Source organism: Pseudomonas sp. TE31087 (assembly GCF_057284075.1).
Window position 1 is genome coordinate 2,749,364 of record NZ_JBXVNN010000001.1, and the last position, 17,323, is coordinate 2,766,686.

A 17,323-nucleotide genomic window follows, 5' to 3' on the forward strand; every position below is an offset into this window, starting at 1 on the left:
AGGTAAGCCACAATGTTCAAGTTTGTGGTGATCCTGTGGGAGCGGGTTTACCCGCGAAATGGTCGCACTGGCCTCTACGGCGAGGTTACTTGCCGGTCCACTCCTTGACCCGCTCCGGATGCTTGGCCACCCAGTCCTTGGCAGCGGCCTCGGGCTTGGCGCCTTCCTGGATCGCCAGCATCACCTCGCCGATCTCATCCTTGGACTGCCACTGGAACTTCTTCAGGAACTCGGCCACTTCCGGCGCCTTGCTCGCCAGTTCCTTGCTGCCGATGCTGTTGACGGTTTCGGCGGCGCCATACACGCCTTTCGGATCCTCGAGGAACTTGAGCTTCCACTTGGCGAACATCCAGTGCGGCACCCAGCCGGTCACGGCTATGGACTCGTTCTTCTTGTAGGAGCGGCCCAGCTCGGCGGTCATCGCCGCGCCGGAGCTGGCGGTCAGTTTGTAGCCGGTCAGGTCGTAGTCCTTGATGGCTTGCTCGGTCTTGAGCATGACCCCGGAGCCGGCATCAATGCCGACGATCTTGTTCTTGAAGCTGGTATCAGTCTTGAGGTCGGTGATGCTGTTGGCCTTGACGTACTCGGGAACGATCAGGCCGATCTTGGCGTCCTTGAAGTTCGGTCCGTAGTCGACGACGTTGTCCTTGTTCTTGGCCCAGTACTCGCCATGGGTCACCGGCAGCCAGGCCGAGAGCATGGCGTCGAGCTTGCCGGTGGCCACGCCCTGCCACATGATCCCGGTGGCCACGGCCTGCAGCTTCACGTCATAGCCGAGTTTCTGCCTGATCACCTCGGCGGCCACGTTGGTGGTGGCCACGCTGTCCGACCAGCCGTCCACGTAACCGATGCTCACTTCCTTGGCCATGGCCTGCGCAGTGCTCATGGTCAATACCAGGGCGGCGCCCACACTCAGGAAACGTCGTACTCTTGTAAAAGTCGCCATCAAAGCATCCCCTCGTCAGGTCTTGGAGAGAGCATCATCGACCTGCCCCCGCGCACGACCTGCTCTGTCAGCGACCTCCAGCGAACGATCAGCGACAGCACTGTGCCATTAACGCCATGCCAGCCGAGCGGCCTGCGCGATCCTTGCATGCCAAAGGCTTGGCGCCGGTCATTTGCGGCTATCATCTAGCCCTTTGTGCTTGCCGACGGACCGCCCGATGCCCAGTAACACCCGACTGCTCCTGCCTGCTTACCTGCTCGCCTGCCTGCTCGCCCTCATCGGGCTGTGGGCGCTCTGGTACGGCCTCGGCAAGCCGGTGCACCTGCCCGATGCGGCGAGCCCGACGCACAAATTGCAGTGCGCGTCCTACACCCCGTTCGACAAGGACCAGTCGCCGTTCGACCAGCCGTTTCGCCTGCGCCCGGCGCGCATGGACGCCGACCTGGCGTTGCTGAGCGAGCGATTCCAGTGCATCCGCACCTATTCGATGACCGGCCTGGAGGCGATCCCGGCGCTGGCCCGCAAGCATGGCCTGAAGGTGATGCTCGGTGCCTGGGTCAACTCAAGCCCCGTGGACACCGACAAGGAAATCGAATTGCTGATCGCCGCGGCCAACGCCAACCCCGACGTGGTCAGCGCGGTGATCGTCGGCAACGAGGCGCTGCTGCGCAAGGAAGTTACCGGCGAGCGCCTGGCCGGGCTGATCGAGAAAGTGAAAAGCCAGGTGAAGGTGCCGGTGACCTACGCCGACGTCTGGGAGTTCTGGCTGCAACACCCGCAGATCGCACCGGCGGTGGACTTCCTCACCATCCACCTGTTGCCGTACTGGGAAGACGACCCGCGTGGCATCGATGCGGCACTGACCCATGTGGCCGAGGTGCGCCAGGTGTTCGGCAACCGCTTCGCGCCCAAGGACATCCTGATCGGCGAAACCGGCTGGCCCAGTGAAGGACGCCAGCGCGAGACCGCAGAGCCGAGCCGGGTCAACGAGGCGCGTTTCATCCGCGGCTTCATCGCCCTGGCCGAGGCCAACGGCTGGCGCTACAACCTGATCGAGGCGTTCGACCAGCCCTGGAAGCGTGCCAGCGAAGGCGCCGTGGGCGGCTACTGGGGGCTGTACGATGCCGACCGCCAGGACAAGGGCGTGCTTGAAGGGCCGGTGAGCAACCTGGCGCTGTGGCCGCAGTGGTTGCTGGCCAGTGTGTTGCTGATGCTGGCGACCCTCGCTCTGGCCGGGCGCCCGGCAAGCCGCCGCGCCGCCCTGCTGCTGCCGTTGCTGGCGGCCTTGGGTGCCGGCAGCCTGGGGCTGTGGGGGGAGCTGATGCGCACCAATGCCCGCTTTGCCGGGGAATGGTTGTGGGCGGTGGCCCTGGCCAGTTTGAACCTGCTGGTGCTGGCCCATGGCGCGCTGGCCCTGGCCCGTCGAGACGGCTGGCGCCAGCGGTTGTTCGCCTGGCTGGAAAAGCATGCCGGCACATGGCTGCTGGCGGCCGGATTCGCCGCGGCGGTGAGCATGTTGGCGATGGTGTTCGACCCGCGCTATCGCAGCTTCCCCAGCGCGGCGTTGTTGCTGCCGGCAGTGGTCTACCTGTTGCGGCCGGTGTCGGCGCGGCGGGCGGAGGTGGCGTTGCTGGCCTTTATCGTGGGCGCTGGAGTGGCGCCGCAGTTGTTCCAGGAAGGGTTGGCGAATCGACAGGCCTGGGGTTGGGCGGTGGTCAGCGTGTTGATGGTTGGCGCGTTGTGGCGCAGCTTGCGCAAAGCCTGATGGCCCATCGCGGGGCAAGCCCGCTCCCACGTTGAGGTCAACGCCTTGTTTGAGCGTGGGAGCGGGCTTGCCCCGCGATACGACCTCAAGCCGTGCGCCGTACCAGCCGCAACCCCGCCAGCACCACGGCAAACACCGCGATGCTCGCGGTATACAGCACCAGCGCCGGAATCCCGAACAACAGCGCCAGCGCCGCCAGCCACCACCCACCTCGGCCAGGCACCAGTTGGCAGAGCAACGCCAACCCCAATGCCCCCCAGGCAATTATCTGGAAATGTATCCCCAGCCCCAGCAGCGAACGCACCTGGCATTGCCAGACCTCTCCCGGCACGCTGCACAGCCCGACCCACCGAGCATCCTCCATCAGCCCATAGCGCACGCCATAACTGGCCGCGAGCCACAGCGGCAGGAACAGCAACAGGGCAACGACCGGCCACCAACGCGCCATGCGGATCTCCAATAGCGGTAATCGAAACGTTGCATGATCGCCCAGGGGCCGCGACAAGGCAAAATCATGGCCCGGCAGCTATGTTGCACAAGACAAACGTTGTCCGGCGCGGCAACATCTTGTGCAACGAACGACAGGGCAACGGGCAACTTTGTCCGACATGCCGTGGTCTTAGTGTCCTGTCTCGGAAATAAGCTGTTCACTTTTGACGGCGTCTTGGGCGCCCGGCCGGCGTTGCCACTCCTCGCCATAGCCCTGCTATGACTCGTCGCGGCGCCTTGGCCGAACACCCAAGCCACTCGTCAAAAGAGAACGTATTTCCGAGACAGGACACTAGCCTGCGTACTGCACGACCTTGCGTTTTCCTTGGGGGACTACATGCTTCGATCTTTGCGCCTCGCCGCCCTGCTGGGTGGCCTGCTCATGGCTGCGGCCGCTTCGGCGCGGGATATCGACGCGGCGAGCTACGGCTATCCGTTGACCAACCCGTTCGAGGCGACCATCGCCACCACGCCGCCGGAACAGCGCCCGACGCTGCCCAGCGACGACGACATCGACCAGGCCGACTACAGCCTCACCCTGCGCCCGGAGCGCGAGTTCACCCTGCCCGATAACTTCTGGTCGGTGAAAAAACTGCGCTATCGCCTGGCCAGGCAGGACCACGAAGCGCCATTGATCTTCCTGATCGCCGGTACCGGCGCGCCCTATTCCAGCAGCATCAACGAGTACCTGAAGAAGCTGTTCTACCAGGCCGGCTACCACGTGGTGCAGCTGTCGTCGCCGACCAGCTGGGACTTCATGAGCGCCGCCTCGCGCTTCGCTACCCCCGGGGTGACCAGCGAGGATGCCAAGGACCTGTACCGGGTCATGCAGGCGGTGCGCGCCCAGCAGGCACACCTGCCGGTCAGCGAGTACTACCTCACCGGCTACAGCCTCGGGGCGCTGGACGCGGCGTTCGTCAGCAAGCTCGACGAGACCCGCCAGAGCTTCAACTTCAAGCGCGTACTGCTGCTCAACCCACCGGTCAACCTGTACACCTCGATCAGCAACCTGGACAAGCTGGTGCAGACCCGGGTCAAGGGCATCGACCGCAGCACCACGTTCTACGAGTTGATGCTGGAGAAACTCACCCGATATTTCCAGGACAAGGGCTACATCGACCTCAACGAAGCGCTGCTGTACGACTTCCAGAAGTCGCGCCAGCACCTGTCCAATGAACAGATGGCCATGCTCATCGGCACCTCGTTCCGCTTCTCGGCCGCCGACATCGCCTTCACCTCCGACCTGATCAACCGCCGCGGCCTGATCATCCCGCCGAAATTCCCGATCACCGAGGGCAGCAGCCTGGAGCCGTTCTTCAAACGGGCCCTGCAATGCGACTTCGACTGCTACCTGACCGAGCAGGTAATCCCCATGTGGCGAGCGCGCACCGACGGCAACAGCCTGCTGCAACTGGTCGACCAGGTGAGCCTGTACGCACTGGAGGACTACCTGCGCGCCAGCCCCAAGATCGCCGTGATGCACAATGCCGACGATGTGATCCTCGGCCCCGGCGACATCGGTTTCCTGCGCCGGGTGTTCGGCGAACGCCTTACGCTCTACCCCCATGGCGGCCATTGCGGCAACCTCAACTACCGCGTCAACAGCGACGCCATGCTGGAGTTCTTCCGTGGTTAACAGACTGCTGCTCGTCACCGCCCTGCTCGCCAGCGGCTGCGCCCTGGCCGAGGAAGTCGCGCCGCGTGCCAGCGTGGTCGAGGCCGACAAGACCGAAACCCTCACCGTGGAGGCCGACGGTTTCGTCGATCCGCTGCGCGAGCTCAAGTTCAACCCCGGCCTGGACCAGCGCGAGTTCGAACGCTCGACCCTCGCCGCGCTGAACATCTACGACCCGCTGGAATCGCTGAACCGGCGCATCTACCACTTCAACTACCGCTTCGACCAGTGGGTGTTCCTGCCGGTGGTCGATGGCTACCGCTATGTCACCCCAGGCTTCGTGCGCACCGGGGTGAGCAACTTCTTCAACAACCTGGGTGATGTGCCCAACCTGTTCAACAGCGTGCTGCAGCTCAAGCCCAAGCGCTCGGCGGAAATTACCGCGCGGCTGATGTTCAACACCATCATCGGTGTTGGCGGCCTGTGGGACCCGGCGACCAAGATGGGCCTGCCCCGCCAGAGCGAGGACTTCGGCCAGACCCTGGGCTTCTATGGGGTGCCGGACGGGCCGTACCTGATGCTGCCGATCCTCGGGCCGTCGAACCTGCGCGACACCACCGGGCTGGTGGTCGATTATGTGGGAGAGAAGGAGATCAACTACCTGAACGTGCCCGACACCGCCAGCGACCACCCGGAACTCACTGTGCTGCGGGCGGTGGACAAGCGCTACACCACCAACTTCCGCTACGGGCAGACCAACTCGCCGTTCGAGTACGAGAAGCTGCGTTACGTGTATACCCAGGCGCGCAAGTTGCAGATTGCTGAATAACGGCAACCCCGATCCCCTGTAGGAGCGGCCTTGCGCCGCGAAAGGGCCGCAAAGCGGCCCCGGCAATCTTGAGATGGGCACACATCCTGGGGCTGCTCTGCAGCCCTTTCGCGGCGCAAGGCCGCTCCTACAGGGTCAGGGGGGCAATCCCAGGAACTGACACAACTCCCGCTTCTTGGCCAATGCATCCTTGCGCCCCAGTTCGATCAGCTCGCTGCAATAGCTCGCCTCGAACAGCAGGTAGCTCAGCACCCCCGCGCCGCTGGTCTTGGTAGCGCCAGGCCCACGCAGGAACAGCCTCAGCGCCGCCGGCAGCTCGCGCCGATGACGGGCGGCGATCTCGTCCAGCGGCTGGCTGGGCGCTACCACCAGCACCTCGATCGGCGCCAGCCCCAGGCGCCGGGCGTCCAGGTGCGCCGGCATCAGGTGGCTCAGATGGTTGAGCCGCTGCAGCAGCTCGATATCGTCCTCGAGGCTGTCGATGAAGGTGCTGTTGAGCATGTGCCCGCCGATCTGCGCCAGGCTTGGCTGCTGGCCGCTGAACACGCGCTGGGTCGGCAAGGGCGGCGCCGGGCGCTGGGGGTTGCCACTGACGCCGACCACCAGCACGCGGCTGGCGCCCAGGTGCAGCGCCGGGCTGATCGGCGCCGACTGGCGCACCGCGCCGTCGCCGAAGAACTCATCGCCCAGGCGCACTGGCGCGAACAGCAGCGGGATCGCCGAGCTGGCCAGCAGGTGGTCGATGGTCAGCGGCGTGGGCATGCCGATGCGCCGGTGGCGCAGCCAGGGTTCGATGGTGTCGCGGCCCTGGTAGAAGGTCACCGCCTGGCCGGACTCGTAGCCGAACGCGGTCACGGCGATGGCGCGCAGCTGATTGGCCGCCAGGGAGTGGGCGATGCCATCCAGGTCCAGGTGCTCATGCAGCAGACGGCGCAGCGGGCGGCTGTCGAGCAGCGCCACCGGCACCTGGCCGCCGAGCCCCAGCAGGCTGTGGCCGACGAAACGGCTGGCCTGGCGGATCACCCCGGGCCAGTCGCTGCGCAGCACCAGGTGGCTGCGGAAGTTCTGCCAGAAGGCGGTCAGGTGCTGCACCGATTCGGCGAAGCGGGTGGCGCCGCTGGCCAGCTTGACGGCGTTGATGGCGCCGGCGGAGGTGCCGACGATCACCGGAAAGGGGTTCGCCGCCCCAGGGGGCAGCAGCTCGGCGATGCCGGCCAGCACGCCAACCTGGTAGGCGGCGCGGGCGCCGCCGCCGGAGAGGATCAGGCCGGTGGTTGGGGACATGCTTCCTTCCTGGATCATGGTTGACAGGTCTGGCCTCTTCGCGGGTAAACCCGCTCCCACAGGTACAGTGCCGGCCTTAGCATATACATACCCCCTGTGGGAGCGGGCTTGCCCGCGAAGAGGCCGGCCCTGCTATAGCAACAGCCAGCCCTTCTTCTTGTCATACCGCCGTTGCTCATCTCTCACAGGCACAGCATCAAGCTCAGCGCTTGCCCAGCCTCTGTGGGAGCGGGTTTACCCGCGAAGAGGCCGGGCCTGCTCTCACAACAGTCAGCGTTTCTTCTTGTCGTACAGCCGTGGCTCGCCCTCGGGCCGCGACTTGAAGCGCCGGTGCGCCCACAGGTACTGCTCGGGACACGCGCGCAGCACGCCCTCGACCCACTGGTTGATACGCAGGCAGTCGGCTTCCTCGGTTTCGCCGGGGAAGTCCTCGAGCGGCGGGTGCACCACCAGACGATAGCCGCTGCCGTCCTCAAGCCGTCGCTGGGTAAACGGAATCACCCGGGCCTTGCCCAGCCGGGCGAACTTGGTGGTGGCCGTGACGGTGGCTGCGGGGATACCGAACAGCGGCACGAAGATGCTCTGCTTGGCGCCATAGTCCTGGTCCGGCGCGTACCAGATCGCCCGGCCCTTGCGCAGCAGCTTGAGCATGCCGCGCACGTCATCACGCTCCACGGCCAGCGAATCGAGGTTGTGGCGCTCGCGGCCACGGCGCTGGATGAAGTCGAACACCGGGTTGCCATGCTCGCGGTACATGCCGTCGATGGTGTGGGCCTGGCCCAGCAGCGCGGCGCCGATCTCCAGGGTGGTGAAGTGCACGGCCATGAGGATGGCGCCCTCGCCTTCGCGCTGGGCGGCCTGCAGGTGCTCGATGCCCTCGATGTGGGCCAGGCGTGCAAGACGGGCCTTTGGCCACCACCAGCTCATGGCCATCTCGAAGAAGGCGATGCCGGTGGAGGCGAAGTTTTCCTTGAGCAGGCGTTGCCGTTCGTCGCCGGACAGTTCGGGGAAACACAGTTCGAGATTGCGCGCGGCAATGCGCCGGCGCTCGCCGGCCACCCGGTACATCACCGCGCCCAGGGCGCGACCCAGCCCCAGCAGGGCGCGGTACGGCAGCTGGGCGACCAGCCACAGCAGGCCCAGGCCCAGCCACAGGCCCCAGAATCGCGGGTGGAGGAAAGAGGATCGAAAACGCGGGCGTTCCATTGAAGCTTCCGGCAAGACATGAGCCCGGCATTCTACATCGGTTGCGGGCAATCGGTCTTATCGCTATAAGTCAGGGCACTTTTTTCGCAACAAGCCGTCTATGCAGACCATGAGCCCCAACCAGACACCCGACAACGCCCCCGTGTTCCAGCTCAAGGGCAGCATGCTTGCCATCACCGTGCTGGAACTTGCGCGCAACGACCTCGAATCCCTCGACCGCCAGCTGGCGGCGAAGGTGGCGCAGGCGCCGAATTTCTTCAGCAACACCCCGCTGGTGCTGGCCCTGGACAAGCTGCCCCATGACTCGGGCGCCATCGACCTGCCCGGGCTGATGCGCATCTGCCGTCATCATGGCCTGCGCACCCTGGCGATCCGTGCCAGCCGCATCGAGGACATCGCCGCGGCGATCGCCATCGACCTGCCGGTGCTGCCGCCGTCCGGGGCCCGCGAACGCCCGCTGGAACCCGAGCCGGAAGTGAAGACGCCCGAGCCTGCACCCGCTCCACCAGCGGCACCGGCCGAACCCGAGGTACGCCCGACGCGGATCATCACCTCGACCGTGCGCGGCGGCCAGCAGATCTACGCCCAGGGCGGCGACCTCGTGGTCACGGGCTCCGTCAGCCCCGGCGCGGAACTTCTCGCCGATGGCAACATCCATGTGTACGGCGCCATGCGCGGCCGTGCCTTGGCGGGTATCAAAGGCAATACCAAGGCGCGCATCTTCTGCCTGCAGATGACCGCGGAAATGGTCTCGATCGCCGGCCAGTACAAAGTCTGCGAAGACCTGCGCCGCGACCCGCTGTGGGGATCGGGCGTGCAGGTCAGCCTGTCCGGCGACGTGTTGAACATCACCCGTCTTTAACGGATACTTGCCGGCATTTTTAGCGCAACTTTTTTCCAGTTGCCGTTTTTTGTATTTGCAGGGACGCCTGTCCCGATTATTTAGGGGTGAAACACCTTGGCCAAGATTCTCGTGGTTACTTCCGGCAAGGGGGGTGTGGGCAAGACCACCACCAGCGCCGCTATCGGTACCGGCCTCGCGCTGCGCGGGCACAAGACTGTCATCGTCGACTTCGACGTCGGCCTGCGTAACCTCGACCTGATCATGGGCTGCGAACGCCGCGTGGTGTACGACTTCGTCAACGTGGTCAATGGCGAAGCCAACCTGCAACAGGCCCTGATCAAGGACAAGCGCCTCGAGAACCTGTTCGTCCTGGCCGCCAGCCAGACCCGCGACAAGGACGCCCTGACCAAGGAAGGCGTCGAAAAGGTCCTGATGGAGCTCAAGGAGCAGTTCGAGTTCGTGGTCTGCGACTCGCCGGCCGGTATCGAAAAAGGTGCTCACCTGGCGATGTACTTCGCCGACGAAGCCATTGTCGTGACCAACCCGGAAGTCTCGTCGGTGCGTGACTCCGACCGCATGATCGGCCTGCTGTCCAGCAAGTCGCGCCGTGCCGAGCAAGGTGACGACCCGATCAAGGAACACCTGCTGATCACCCGCTATCACCCGGAGCGCGTCGAGAAAGGCGAAATGCTTGGCGTCGAAGACGTCAAGGAAATCCTCTCGGTCGAATTGCTGGGTGTGATTCCCGAATCCCAAGCCGTACTCAAGGCCTCCAACCAGGGCATCCCGGTCATCCTTGACGACCAGAGCGATGCCGGCCAGGCCTACAGCGACACCGTCGACCGCCTGCTGGGCAAGCCAAAGCCGCTGCGGTTCATCGAAGTGCCGAAGCAAGGATTCTTCGCGCGCCTGTTTGGAGGCAAATAAACCATGAACCTTTTTGACTTCTTTCGTGGCAGACAGAAACAGAGCAGCGCGTCGGTAGCGAAAGAGCGTCTACAGATCATCGTGGCGCACGAGCGTGGCCAGCGCAGCACCCCGGACTACCTGCCAGCCTTGCAGAAGGAGCTGGTCGAGGTGATCCGCAAGTACGTCAATATCGGCAACGATGACGTGCAGATCGAGCTGGAAAATCAGGGCAGTTGCTCGATTCTGGAACTGAACATCACTTTGCCTGATCGCTGATTCAAGCACTTCCGGCTGATCCTGGGGCTGCCTTGCAGCCCTTTCGCGGCACAAGGCCGCTCCTACACAGGCCCTGCCCCCCCTGTAGGAGCGGCCTTGTGCCGCGAAAGGGCCGCAAAGCGGCCCCGATTGTCTATAGAGAACCTGCAATGCCGCTGTCGAACATCCAGATCCTTCACGAAGACGCCGCCATCCTGGTGATCAACAAGCCGACCCTGCTGTTGTCGGTGCCGGGCCGCGCCGAGGACAACAAGGACTGCCTGATCACCCGCCTGCAGGAAAACGGCTACCCGGATGCCCTGATCGTCCACCGCCTGGACTGGGAAACCTCGGGGATCATCCTGCTCGCCCGCGACGCCGACAGCCACCGCGAGCTGTCGCGCCAGTTCCACGACCGCGAGACGGAAAAGGCCTATACCGCGCTGTGCTGGGGCCAACCGACCCTGGACAGCGGCAGCATCGACCTGCCGCTGCGCTACGACCCGCCGACCAAGCCGCGTCATGTGGTCGACCATGAACAGGGCAAGCACGCCCTGACCTTCTGGCGCATCGTCGAGCGCTGTGGCGATCATTGCCGGGTCGAGCTGACACCGATCACCGGACGCTCGCACCAGTTGCGCGTGCACATGCTGTCGATCGGCCACCCGCTGCTGGGCGACCGGCTGTACGCCAACCCCGAGGCGCTGGCGGCCCATGAGCGGCTGTGCCTGCATGCGTCGATGCTGAGCTTTACCCATCCGGTGTCTGGCGAACGCCTGAAATTCGAGTGCCCGGCGCCGTTCTGATCCATCGATGCTGGATTCTTCGCGGGTAAACCCGTTCCCACAGGAGAGTGCCTAACTTGAAATCTGCGCGGTCCCTGTGGGAGCGGGCTTGCCCGCGAAGAGGCCGACACAAATTTTCGAGTATTTACGCTAAACTCGCGCCACTGCTGTCTGGAGTGACTTATGCGCGATGCCCTGAACGCCGGCCTGATCGAATTCCTCAAGGCCTCCCCGACGCCCTTCCATGCCACCGCCAGCCTCGCGCAGCGCCTCGAGGCCGCCGGTTACCAGCGCCTGGACGAACGCGACAGCTGGGCCACCGTGCCCGGTGGTCGCTACTACGTGACCCGCAACGATTCCTCGATCATCGCCATCAAGCTCGGCAAGCTCTCGCCGCTGCTGGGCGGCATCCGCATGGTCGGCGCCCACACCGACAGCCCGTGCCTGCGGGTCAAGCCGCAGCCCGAGCTGCAACGCCAGGGCTTCCTGCAACTGGGCGTGGAAGTGTACGGCGGCGCCCTGCTCGCGCCCTGGTTCGACCGCGACCTGTCGCTGGCCGGGCGGGTCACCTTCCGCCGTGACGGCAAGGTCGAGAGCCAGCTGATCGACTTCAAGCTGCCGATCGCGGTGATCCCGAACCTGGCGATCCACCTCAACCGCACCGCCAACGAAGGCTGGCAGATCAACCCGCAGACCGAGCTGCCGCCGATCCTGGCCCAGGTGGCCGGCGACGAGCGCATCGACTTCCGCGCCCTGCTCACCGAGCAGCTGGCCCGCGAGCACGACCTCAATGCCGACGTGGTGCTGGACTACGAGCTGAGCTTCTACGACACCCAGGACGCCGCGCTGATCGGCCTGAACGGCGATTTCATCGCCGCCGCCCGCCTGGACAACCTGCTGTCATGCTATGCCGGCCTGCAGGCATTGCTGGGTGCCGACAGCGACGAGACCTGCGTGCTGGTGTGCAACGACCACGAGGAAGTCGGCTCGTGCTCGGCCTGCGGCGCCGACGGCCCGATGCTCGAGCAGACCCTGCAGCGCCTGCTGCCCGAGGGCGACGAATACGTGCGCACCATCCAGCGCTCGCTGATGGTCTCGGCCGACAACGCCCACGGCGTGCACCCCAACTACGCCGACAAGCACGACGGCAACCACGGCCCCAAGCTCAACGCCGGCCCCGTGATCAAGGTCAACAACAACCAGCGCTACGCCACCAACAGCGAAACCGCCGGTTTCTTCCGCCACCTGTGCATGGCCGAGGAAGTACCGGTGCAGAGCTTCGTGGTGCGCAGCGACATGGGCTGCGGCTCGACCATAGGCCCGATCACCGCCAGCCACCTGGGCGTGCGCACGGTCGACATCGGCCTGCCGACCTTCGCCATGCACTCGATCCGCGAGCTGTGCGGCAGCCATGACCTGGCACACCTGGTGAAGGTGCTCAGCGCGTTCTACCGCAGTCGCGAACTGCCCTGAGACCGAGTCGCCTTCTTCGCGGGTAAATCGCATCGGCGCACCGCCACTCCCACAGGGATATCACTGTTATTGAGCCCAGTGATATTCCTGTGGGAGTGGCGGCGCGCCGATGCGATTCACCCGCGAAGAGGCCGGCACAGGCGACGCAACTGTCCCGGATCAACGCCCTCCGCGCGCAACCCGCTATGCTTAAGACATGCCCCACAGCAAAAGGATTGCCGTCCATGTCATCCCCCTTCCTCTCCCTCTTCGTGCCGGTGTTCCTGTTCCTGATGCTGCTGACCATCGGCTTCAGCCTGCGCGAGCGCAATGTCGGCGTGCTGATGATGTGGATCGGCACCCTCGGCATCTTCGGCCTCACCTGCTGGAAGATCCTCGAGAAACTGCCGTCGTAAACCACTACACTCGGGCAAACGTTTGACCTGAGGTAGAGTTTCCGGTGCCAGCCCTCCTGCGTTGCATCACGCTGCTGTTCCTGCTGTTCGTCACCCCGGCGCACGCCGCCGGCCTGCCCGGCCTGCTCGGCTCCAGCACACCCGCCCAGCCCGAAGCCAGCGAACCGCTGGGCAAGTCGCTGGACGAGGTGATCAAGAACCTGGAGAACGACCAGCAACGGACCAAGCTGCTGGCCGACCTGAAGAAGCTGCGCGACGCCACCAAACAATCGCAACCCACCGTCGAGCAGGGCGTGCTCGGGCTGATCGGCGGCGCCCTGCACGATTTCGAGCAGCAGTTCAGCGGCGATGCCAGCCCGTTCAAGCGCTGGTCGCTGGAAATCGACCAGGCGCAGGACGAGCTGGCCGCGCTGGTGGTGCCGGTGCACCAGTGGCCGGCGATCCTGTTCGGCTTTGCCGGGGTGATCCTGGTCTGGAGCCTGTTGGCCTACACCTTCAACTGGATCGGCCACCGCGTGCGCCTGCGCTTCGGCCTGACCGAAGAATTGCCCCAGCACCCGCGCACCTGGGACCTGGTGCGCTTCGCCCTGCGCAAGCTGGGGCCGTGGCTGGTGGCGCTGGTGTTCACCGTGTACCTGAGCTTCGCCCTGCCCTCCTCGCTGGGCAAGTCGATGGCCATGGTGCTGGCCTACGCGCTGGTGGTCGGCACGCTGTTCTCGGCGATCTGCGTGATCGCCTTCTCGCTGCTCGACGGCCCACACCGTCACCGCGCCCTGCATATCCTGCGCCACCAGGCGTTTCGCCCGCTGTGGCTGATCGGCAGCTTCGCCGCGTTCGGCGAGGCGATGAGCGACCCGCGCCTGACCACCGCGCTGGGCAGCCACCTGGCCCACGCCCTGGCCACCCTGGCCAATGTCGTCGCCGCGCTGTGCACCGGGCTGTTCATCCTGCGCTTTCGCCGCCCGATCGCCCACCTGATCCGCAACCAGCCCCTGTCCCGCCGCCTGACCCGGCGCACCCTGAGCGACACCATCGAGCTGCTCGGCAGTTTCTGGTACGTCCCGGCGCTGATCCTGGTGGCGATCTCGCTGTTCGCCACCTTCGTCTCCGCCGGCGACACCAGCACCGCCCTGCGCCAATCGCTGATGTGCACGGTGCTGGTGGTGGTGTGCATGGTGCTCAACGGCCTGGTCCGACGCCACGCCGCCAAGCCCAGGCGCGCCAACAAGCGCCAGGCGGTCTACACCGAACGCCTGCGCAACTTCGGCTACGTGTTGGTGCACCTGTTCAACTGGCTGGTGTTCATCGAACTGGGCCTGCGTGTGTGGGGTCGCTCGATGATCAGCTTCGCCGAAGGCGACGGCCATGAGGTCAGCCTGCGCCTGCTGGGCCTGGCCGGCACGCTGATCGTCGCCTGGCTGGTGTGGATCCTCGCCGACACCGCCGTGCACCATGCCCTGGTGCGCTCGCGCCGGGGCCTGGCCAACGCCCGGGCGCAGACCATGATGCCGCTGATCCGCAACGTGATGTTCGTGGTGATCTTCATCATCGCGGTGATCGTCGCCCTGGCCAACATGGGCATGAACGTCACCCCGCTGCTGGCCGGTGCCGGCGTCATCGGCCTGGCCATCGGTTTCGGCGCCCAGTCGCTGGTGGCCGACCTGATCACCGGGCTGTTCATCATCATCGAGGACTCGCTGGCGATCGACGACTACGTCGACGTCGGCGGCCACCTGGGCACGGTCGAGGGCCTGACCATCCGCACCGTGCGCCTGCGGGACATCGACGGCATCGTGCACACCATCCCGTTCAGCGAGATCAAGAGCATCAAGAACTACTCGCGGGAGTTCGGCTATGCGATCTTCCGCGTGGCCATTCCGCACAGCATGAACATCGACCAGGCCATCACGCTGATCCGCGAAGTGGGGCAGAAGTTGCGCAACGACCCGCTGATGCGCCGCAACATCTGGTCGCCGCTGGAGCTGCAGGGGGTGGAGAGTTTCGAGTCGGGTTCGGCGATCCTGCGGGCGCGGTTCAAGACTGCGCCGATCAAGCAGTGGGAGGTGTCGCGGGCGTTCAACCTGGCGTTGAAGCGCCAGCTGGACGAGGCGGGGCTGGACCTGGCGACGCCGCGGTTGTCGGTGCAGGTGGTGACGGCCGGAGGGGGCCAGATGGCGGAAACCGGGTCCTCCAGTTAGGGCCCTTTCGCGGGTAAACCCGCTCCCACAGGATTGCCACACATTCGAAAATTGTGGGGTCCCTGTGGGAGCGGGTTTACCCGCGAAGAATCCAACACCTTATCCCGCCTGGGCACGGATGCGGATCGCATCGTGGCGCCAATATTCCAGGTCACAGTCAATCAGATGCCCATGCTGGTCGCTGTTGACCCGGGTGATATGCAAGCCCGGACTGCCCGCCGAAACCTTCAACGCCCCCGCCGCCGCCACCGGCAACGCGGTCGGCAGGATCTCGAAGCACACCTGCCCATAGTGAATGGCGTACTCCCGCGCATAGATCTCGGTCAGCGACCGGGCCAGGTCCAGCTCAAGAATCTTCGGGAAGTAGCGCGGGTTGAGGTAGTGCTCGGCATACAGCACCGCCCTGCCGTCAATGCGCCGCAAACGGCAGATCCGCACCACGCTGGACAACGCCGGCAGGCGCAGGCGCGCGCAGATCGCCGCCGACGCCGGCTGCAGGCGCGCCGACAGCAACTCGGTGCTCGGCACCCGCCCCTGGTCGCGAACCATCGCATGGAAGTGGCTGCGCTCGATCAGGTCGTAGGTCAGCCGCTCGGGCGCGACGAACCAGCCACGGCGCTCCTCGCGGTAGATCAGCCCCTGGGCCTCCAGCTGCACCAGCGCCTCGCGCAGGGTGATGCGCGTGGTGTCGAACACTTCGCTGAGCCTGCGCTCGGCCGGCAGCTTGCCGCCGGGGGCCAGCAGGCCGTGTTCGATCTGCTCCTGCAGGGCATGGCAGATGGCTGTTACCGCGCGCGGTGGCGTCGCTTGCATCAAAGGTTACCTATCTGGACTAGTCCAGCCCCATAACAGGGCATGTGGCGATGGCTACAAGCCTAGGCATGGCTGATGAACATCCTGTGACAAAGCCTCGCCCAGGGACTTGCCAGATCCGAGCCAGGCCACGCGATTCAAGGCTTTCGATGTGGTCTACGCTGTATTCCCAGAGCCATCGGCCTGCCACCCGCGCCCTCTCCTTACATCAAACTGTCACGCAACAGGCCTACCTTGGCTCAAGGTTTGCTGACCTAGACCAAGGGTTCGCAAGCACCGCTTCTGTTCATAACAACGAATGCAAGGCACCCACCAAAGGAGCTTCGGATGAAAAAGTTGTTCATGGCGTCACTGCTCGGTTCGGCCATCGCTTTTTGCACCTCGGCCATGGCCCAGGACCTCAAGGCCCTTGAAGACGCCGCCCGCAAGGAAGGCACCGTCAACAGCGTGGGCATGCCCGATGCCTGGGCCAACTGGAAAGGCACCTGGGAAGACCTGGCCAAGAAGTACGGCCTCAAGCACAGCGACACCGACATGAGCTCGGCCCAGGAGATCGCCAAGTTCGACGCCGAGAAGGACAACGCCAGCGCCGATATCGGCGACGTCGGCGCCGCCTTCGGCCCGATCGCGGTCGCCAAGGGCGTCACCCAGGCCTACAAGCCGAGCACCTGGGACCAGGTGCCGGAGTGGGCCAAGGACCAGGACGGCCACTGGGCGCTGGCCTACACCGGCACCATCGCCTTCATCATCAACAAGGACCTGGTCAAGGAAGGCGAACGCCCCACCAGTTGGCACGACCTGGAAAAGGGCAAGTACAAGGTCGCCATCGGTGACGTCGGCACCGCCGCCCAGGCCGCCAACGGCGTGCTCGCCGCCGCCATCGCCTACAAGGGCGACGAAAGCAACATCGAGCCGGGCCTGCAGCTGTTCACCAAGCTGGCCCAACAGAAGCGCCTGTCGCTGGCCAACCCGACCATCCAGACCCTGGAGAAGGGCGAGGTGGAAGTGGGCGTGGTGTGGGACTTCAACGGCCTGAGCTACCGCGAGCAGATCGACCCCAAGCGCTTCGAAGTGCTGATCCCGTCCGATGGTTCGGTGATTTCCGGTTACACCACCATCATCAACAAGTATGCCAAGCACCCGAACGCAGCCAAGCTTGCGCGTGAGTACATCTTCAGCGACGCCGGGCAGACCAACCTGGCCATCGGCCACGCCCGGCCGATCCGTGCCGAGCACCTGAAGCTGCCAGCGGACGTGCAGGCCAAGCTGCTGCCCAACGAACAGTACAAGGCCGCCCAGCCGATCAAAGACGCCGCAGTCTGGGAAACGACCTCCAAGGCCCTGCCGCAGAAATGGCAGGAGCAGGTGATCATCGAGATGGAGTAAGGGGCGAGTTGTCTAGCGCCTGAACCGGCCCTTTCGCGGGTAAACCCGCTCCCACAGGTGCCGTGCTGACCTTGAGGACAGCATCACTTCCTGTGGGAGCAGGTTTACCCGCGAAGAAGGCAACGCGGTAT

The 17,323-nt window shown here is 65.0% G+C and carries 16 protein-coding genes; 11 read left to right on the forward strand and 5 right to left on the reverse strand.

Annotation, left to right across the window (positions count from 1 at the left end; all coding sequences use genetic code 11):
* Positions 1 to 85 precede the first annotated feature (85 nt).
* A complete protein-coding gene (locus tag ACZ899_RS12335) occupies positions 86 to 946 on the reverse strand; it encodes a glycine betaine ABC transporter substrate-binding protein (protein WP_232856444.1) in 861 nt (286 codons plus the stop codon).
* Positions 947 to 1,163: 217 nt separating this feature from the next.
* Between ACZ899_RS12335 and ACZ899_RS12340 the strand changes: the two genes are divergently transcribed.
* Positions 1,164 to 2,711: a glycoside hydrolase family 17 protein gene (locus ACZ899_RS12340; RefSeq protein ID WP_234560818.1), complete on the forward strand. Its 1,548-nt coding sequence runs from the start codon at positions 1,164 to 1,166 to the stop codon at positions 2,709 to 2,711.
* 85 nt (positions 2,712 to 2,796) lie between these two features.
* Here ACZ899_RS12340 and ACZ899_RS12345 read toward each other — a convergent pair whose 3' ends face one another.
* On the reverse strand, positions 2,797 to 3,159 hold the full coding sequence (locus ACZ899_RS12345) for a hypothetical protein (protein ID WP_234560819.1): 363 nt from the start codon (positions 3,157 to 3,159) through the stop codon (positions 2,797 to 2,799).
* 378 nt (positions 3,160 to 3,537) lie between these two features.
* Here ACZ899_RS12345 and ACZ899_RS12350 point away from each other — a divergent pair, with 378 nt between their 5' ends.
* Positions 3,538 to 4,836 carry an alpha/beta fold hydrolase family protein gene (locus ACZ899_RS12350; protein WP_203647652.1) on the forward strand — a complete coding sequence of 433 codons (1,299 nt, stop codon included), beginning with the start codon at positions 3,538 to 3,540 and terminating at the stop codon, positions 4,834 to 4,836.
* Entirely contained in the window at positions 4,829 to 5,644 is an 816-nt protein-coding gene (locus ACZ899_RS12355; RefSeq protein WP_050704582.1) for an MlaA family lipoprotein, read from the forward strand. Before ACZ899_RS12350 ends, ACZ899_RS12355 begins: the two co-directional genes overlap by 8 nt.
* A gap of 135 nt (positions 5,645 to 5,779) precedes the next feature.
* On the opposite strand, the gene ACZ899_RS12360 is transcribed toward ACZ899_RS12355, so the two are convergent.
* Both ACZ899_RS12360 and ACZ899_RS12365 read right to left on the reverse strand, forming a co-directional pair.
* Positions 5,780 to 6,928 carry a patatin-like phospholipase family protein gene (locus tag ACZ899_RS12360; RefSeq protein ID WP_234560820.1) on the reverse strand — a complete coding sequence of 383 codons (1,149 nt, stop codon included), beginning with the start codon at positions 6,926 to 6,928 and terminating at the stop codon, positions 5,780 to 5,782.
* Positions 6,929 to 7,198: 270 nt separating this feature from the next.
* Positions 7,199 to 8,134, reverse strand: coding sequence for a lipid A biosynthesis lauroyl acyltransferase (locus ACZ899_RS12365; protein WP_203647654.1), 936 nt, complete (start codon positions 8,132 to 8,134; stop codon positions 7,199 to 7,201).
* A 100-nt stretch (positions 8,135 to 8,234) separates the two neighbouring features.
* Here ACZ899_RS12365 and minC point away from each other — a divergent pair, with 100 nt between their 5' ends.
* The 7 genes from minC to ACZ899_RS12400 all read left to right on the forward strand — a co-directional run bounded on the left by minC (position 8,235) and on the right by ACZ899_RS12400 (position 14,993).
* Positions 8,235 to 8,996 carry a septum site-determining protein MinC gene (gene minC / locus ACZ899_RS12370; RefSeq protein WP_203647655.1) on the forward strand — a complete coding sequence of 254 codons (762 nt, stop codon included), beginning with the start codon at positions 8,235 to 8,237 and terminating at the stop codon, positions 8,994 to 8,996.
* A gap of 96 nt (positions 8,997 to 9,092) precedes the next feature.
* Positions 9,093 to 9,905, forward strand: a complete 813-nt coding sequence (gene minD, locus ACZ899_RS12375) for a septum site-determining protein MinD (protein WP_203647656.1) — start codon at positions 9,093 to 9,095, stop codon at positions 9,903 to 9,905.
* A gap of 3 nt (positions 9,906 to 9,908) precedes the next feature.
* A complete protein-coding gene (gene minE, locus ACZ899_RS12380; protein ID WP_023631120.1) occupies positions 9,909 to 10,163 on the forward strand; it encodes a cell division topological specificity factor MinE in 255 nt (84 codons plus the stop codon).
* Between the two features lie 149 nt (positions 10,164 to 10,312).
* Positions 10,313 to 10,948: an RluA family pseudouridine synthase gene (locus tag ACZ899_RS12385; protein ID WP_084941741.1), complete on the forward strand. Its 636-nt coding sequence runs from the start codon at positions 10,313 to 10,315 to the stop codon at positions 10,946 to 10,948.
* A gap of 162 nt (positions 10,949 to 11,110) precedes the next feature.
* Positions 11,111 to 12,400: a M18 family aminopeptidase gene (locus tag ACZ899_RS12390; RefSeq protein WP_203647657.1), complete on the forward strand. Its 1,290-nt coding sequence runs from the start codon at positions 11,111 to 11,113 to the stop codon at positions 12,398 to 12,400.
* Positions 12,401 to 12,624: 224 nt separating this feature from the next.
* A complete protein-coding gene (locus ACZ899_RS12395; protein ID WP_167388396.1) occupies positions 12,625 to 12,795 on the forward strand; it encodes a hypothetical protein in 171 nt (56 codons plus the stop codon).
* A 44-nt stretch (positions 12,796 to 12,839) separates the two neighbouring features.
* The gene (locus ACZ899_RS12400; RefSeq protein WP_234560821.1) at positions 12,840 to 14,993 is read left to right on the forward strand and encodes a mechanosensitive ion channel domain-containing protein; all 2,154 of its coding nucleotides are present in this window, start codon (positions 12,840 to 12,842) and stop codon (positions 14,991 to 14,993) included.
* Between the two features lie 99 nt (positions 14,994 to 15,092).
* Here the strand turns inward: ACZ899_RS12400 and ACZ899_RS12405 are convergent, their stop codons facing one another.
* Positions 15,093 to 15,806, reverse strand: a complete 714-nt coding sequence (locus ACZ899_RS12405) for a UTRA domain-containing protein (RefSeq protein ID WP_234560822.1) — start codon at positions 15,804 to 15,806, stop codon at positions 15,093 to 15,095.
* A gap of 327 nt (positions 15,807 to 16,133) precedes the next feature.
* On the opposite strand from ACZ899_RS12405, the gene ACZ899_RS12410 reads away from it, so the two are divergent.
* Positions 16,134 to 17,192, forward strand: a complete 1,059-nt coding sequence (locus ACZ899_RS12410; protein WP_234560823.1) for an ABC transporter substrate-binding protein — start codon at positions 16,134 to 16,136, stop codon at positions 17,190 to 17,192.
* Positions 17,193 to 17,323: the final 131 nt, after the last annotated feature.

What these genes read in the sequence shown, in the direction of transcription:
- ACZ899_RS12390 (WP_203647657.1), top strand. Translation starts at nt 11,111, where the DNA reads ATGCGCGATGCCCTGAACGCCGGCCTGATCGAATTCCTCAAGGCCTCC.
- ACZ899_RS12335 (WP_232856444.1), bottom strand. Translation starts at nt 946, where the DNA reads ATGGCGACTTTTACAAGAGTACGACGTTTCCTGAGTGTGGGCGCCGCC.
- ACZ899_RS12345 (WP_234560819.1), bottom strand. Translation starts at nt 3,159, where the DNA reads ATGGCGCGTTGGTGGCCGGTCGTTGCCCTGTTGCTGTTCCTGCCGCTG.
- ACZ899_RS12385 (WP_084941741.1), top strand. Translation starts at nt 10,313, where the DNA reads ATGCCGCTGTCGAACATCCAGATCCTTCACGAAGACGCCGCCATCCTG.
- ACZ899_RS12360 (WP_234560820.1), bottom strand. Translation starts at nt 6,928, where the DNA reads ATGTCCCCAACCACCGGCCTGATCCTCTCCGGCGGCGGCGCCCGCGCC.
- ACZ899_RS12350 (WP_203647652.1), top strand. Translation starts at nt 3,538, where the DNA reads ATGCTTCGATCTTTGCGCCTCGCCGCCCTGCTGGGTGGCCTGCTCATG.
- ACZ899_RS12405 (WP_234560822.1), bottom strand. Translation starts at nt 15,806, where the DNA reads ATGCAAGCGACGCCACCGCGCGCGGTAACAGCCATCTGCCATGCCCTG.
- minC (WP_203647655.1), top strand. Translation starts at nt 8,235, where the DNA reads ATGCAGACCATGAGCCCCAACCAGACACCCGACAACGCCCCCGTGTTC.
- minE (WP_023631120.1), top strand. Translation starts at nt 9,909, where the DNA reads ATGAACCTTTTTGACTTCTTTCGTGGCAGACAGAAACAGAGCAGCGCG.
- ACZ899_RS12395 (WP_167388396.1), top strand. Translation starts at nt 12,625, where the DNA reads ATGTCATCCCCCTTCCTCTCCCTCTTCGTGCCGGTGTTCCTGTTCCTG.
- ACZ899_RS12340 (WP_234560818.1), top strand. Translation starts at nt 1,164, where the DNA reads ATGCCCAGTAACACCCGACTGCTCCTGCCTGCTTACCTGCTCGCCTGC.
- ACZ899_RS12410 (WP_234560823.1), top strand. Translation starts at nt 16,134, where the DNA reads ATGAAAAAGTTGTTCATGGCGTCACTGCTCGGTTCGGCCATCGCTTTT.
- ACZ899_RS12365 (WP_203647654.1), bottom strand. Translation starts at nt 8,134, where the DNA reads ATGGAACGCCCGCGTTTTCGATCCTCTTTCCTCCACCCGCGATTCTGG.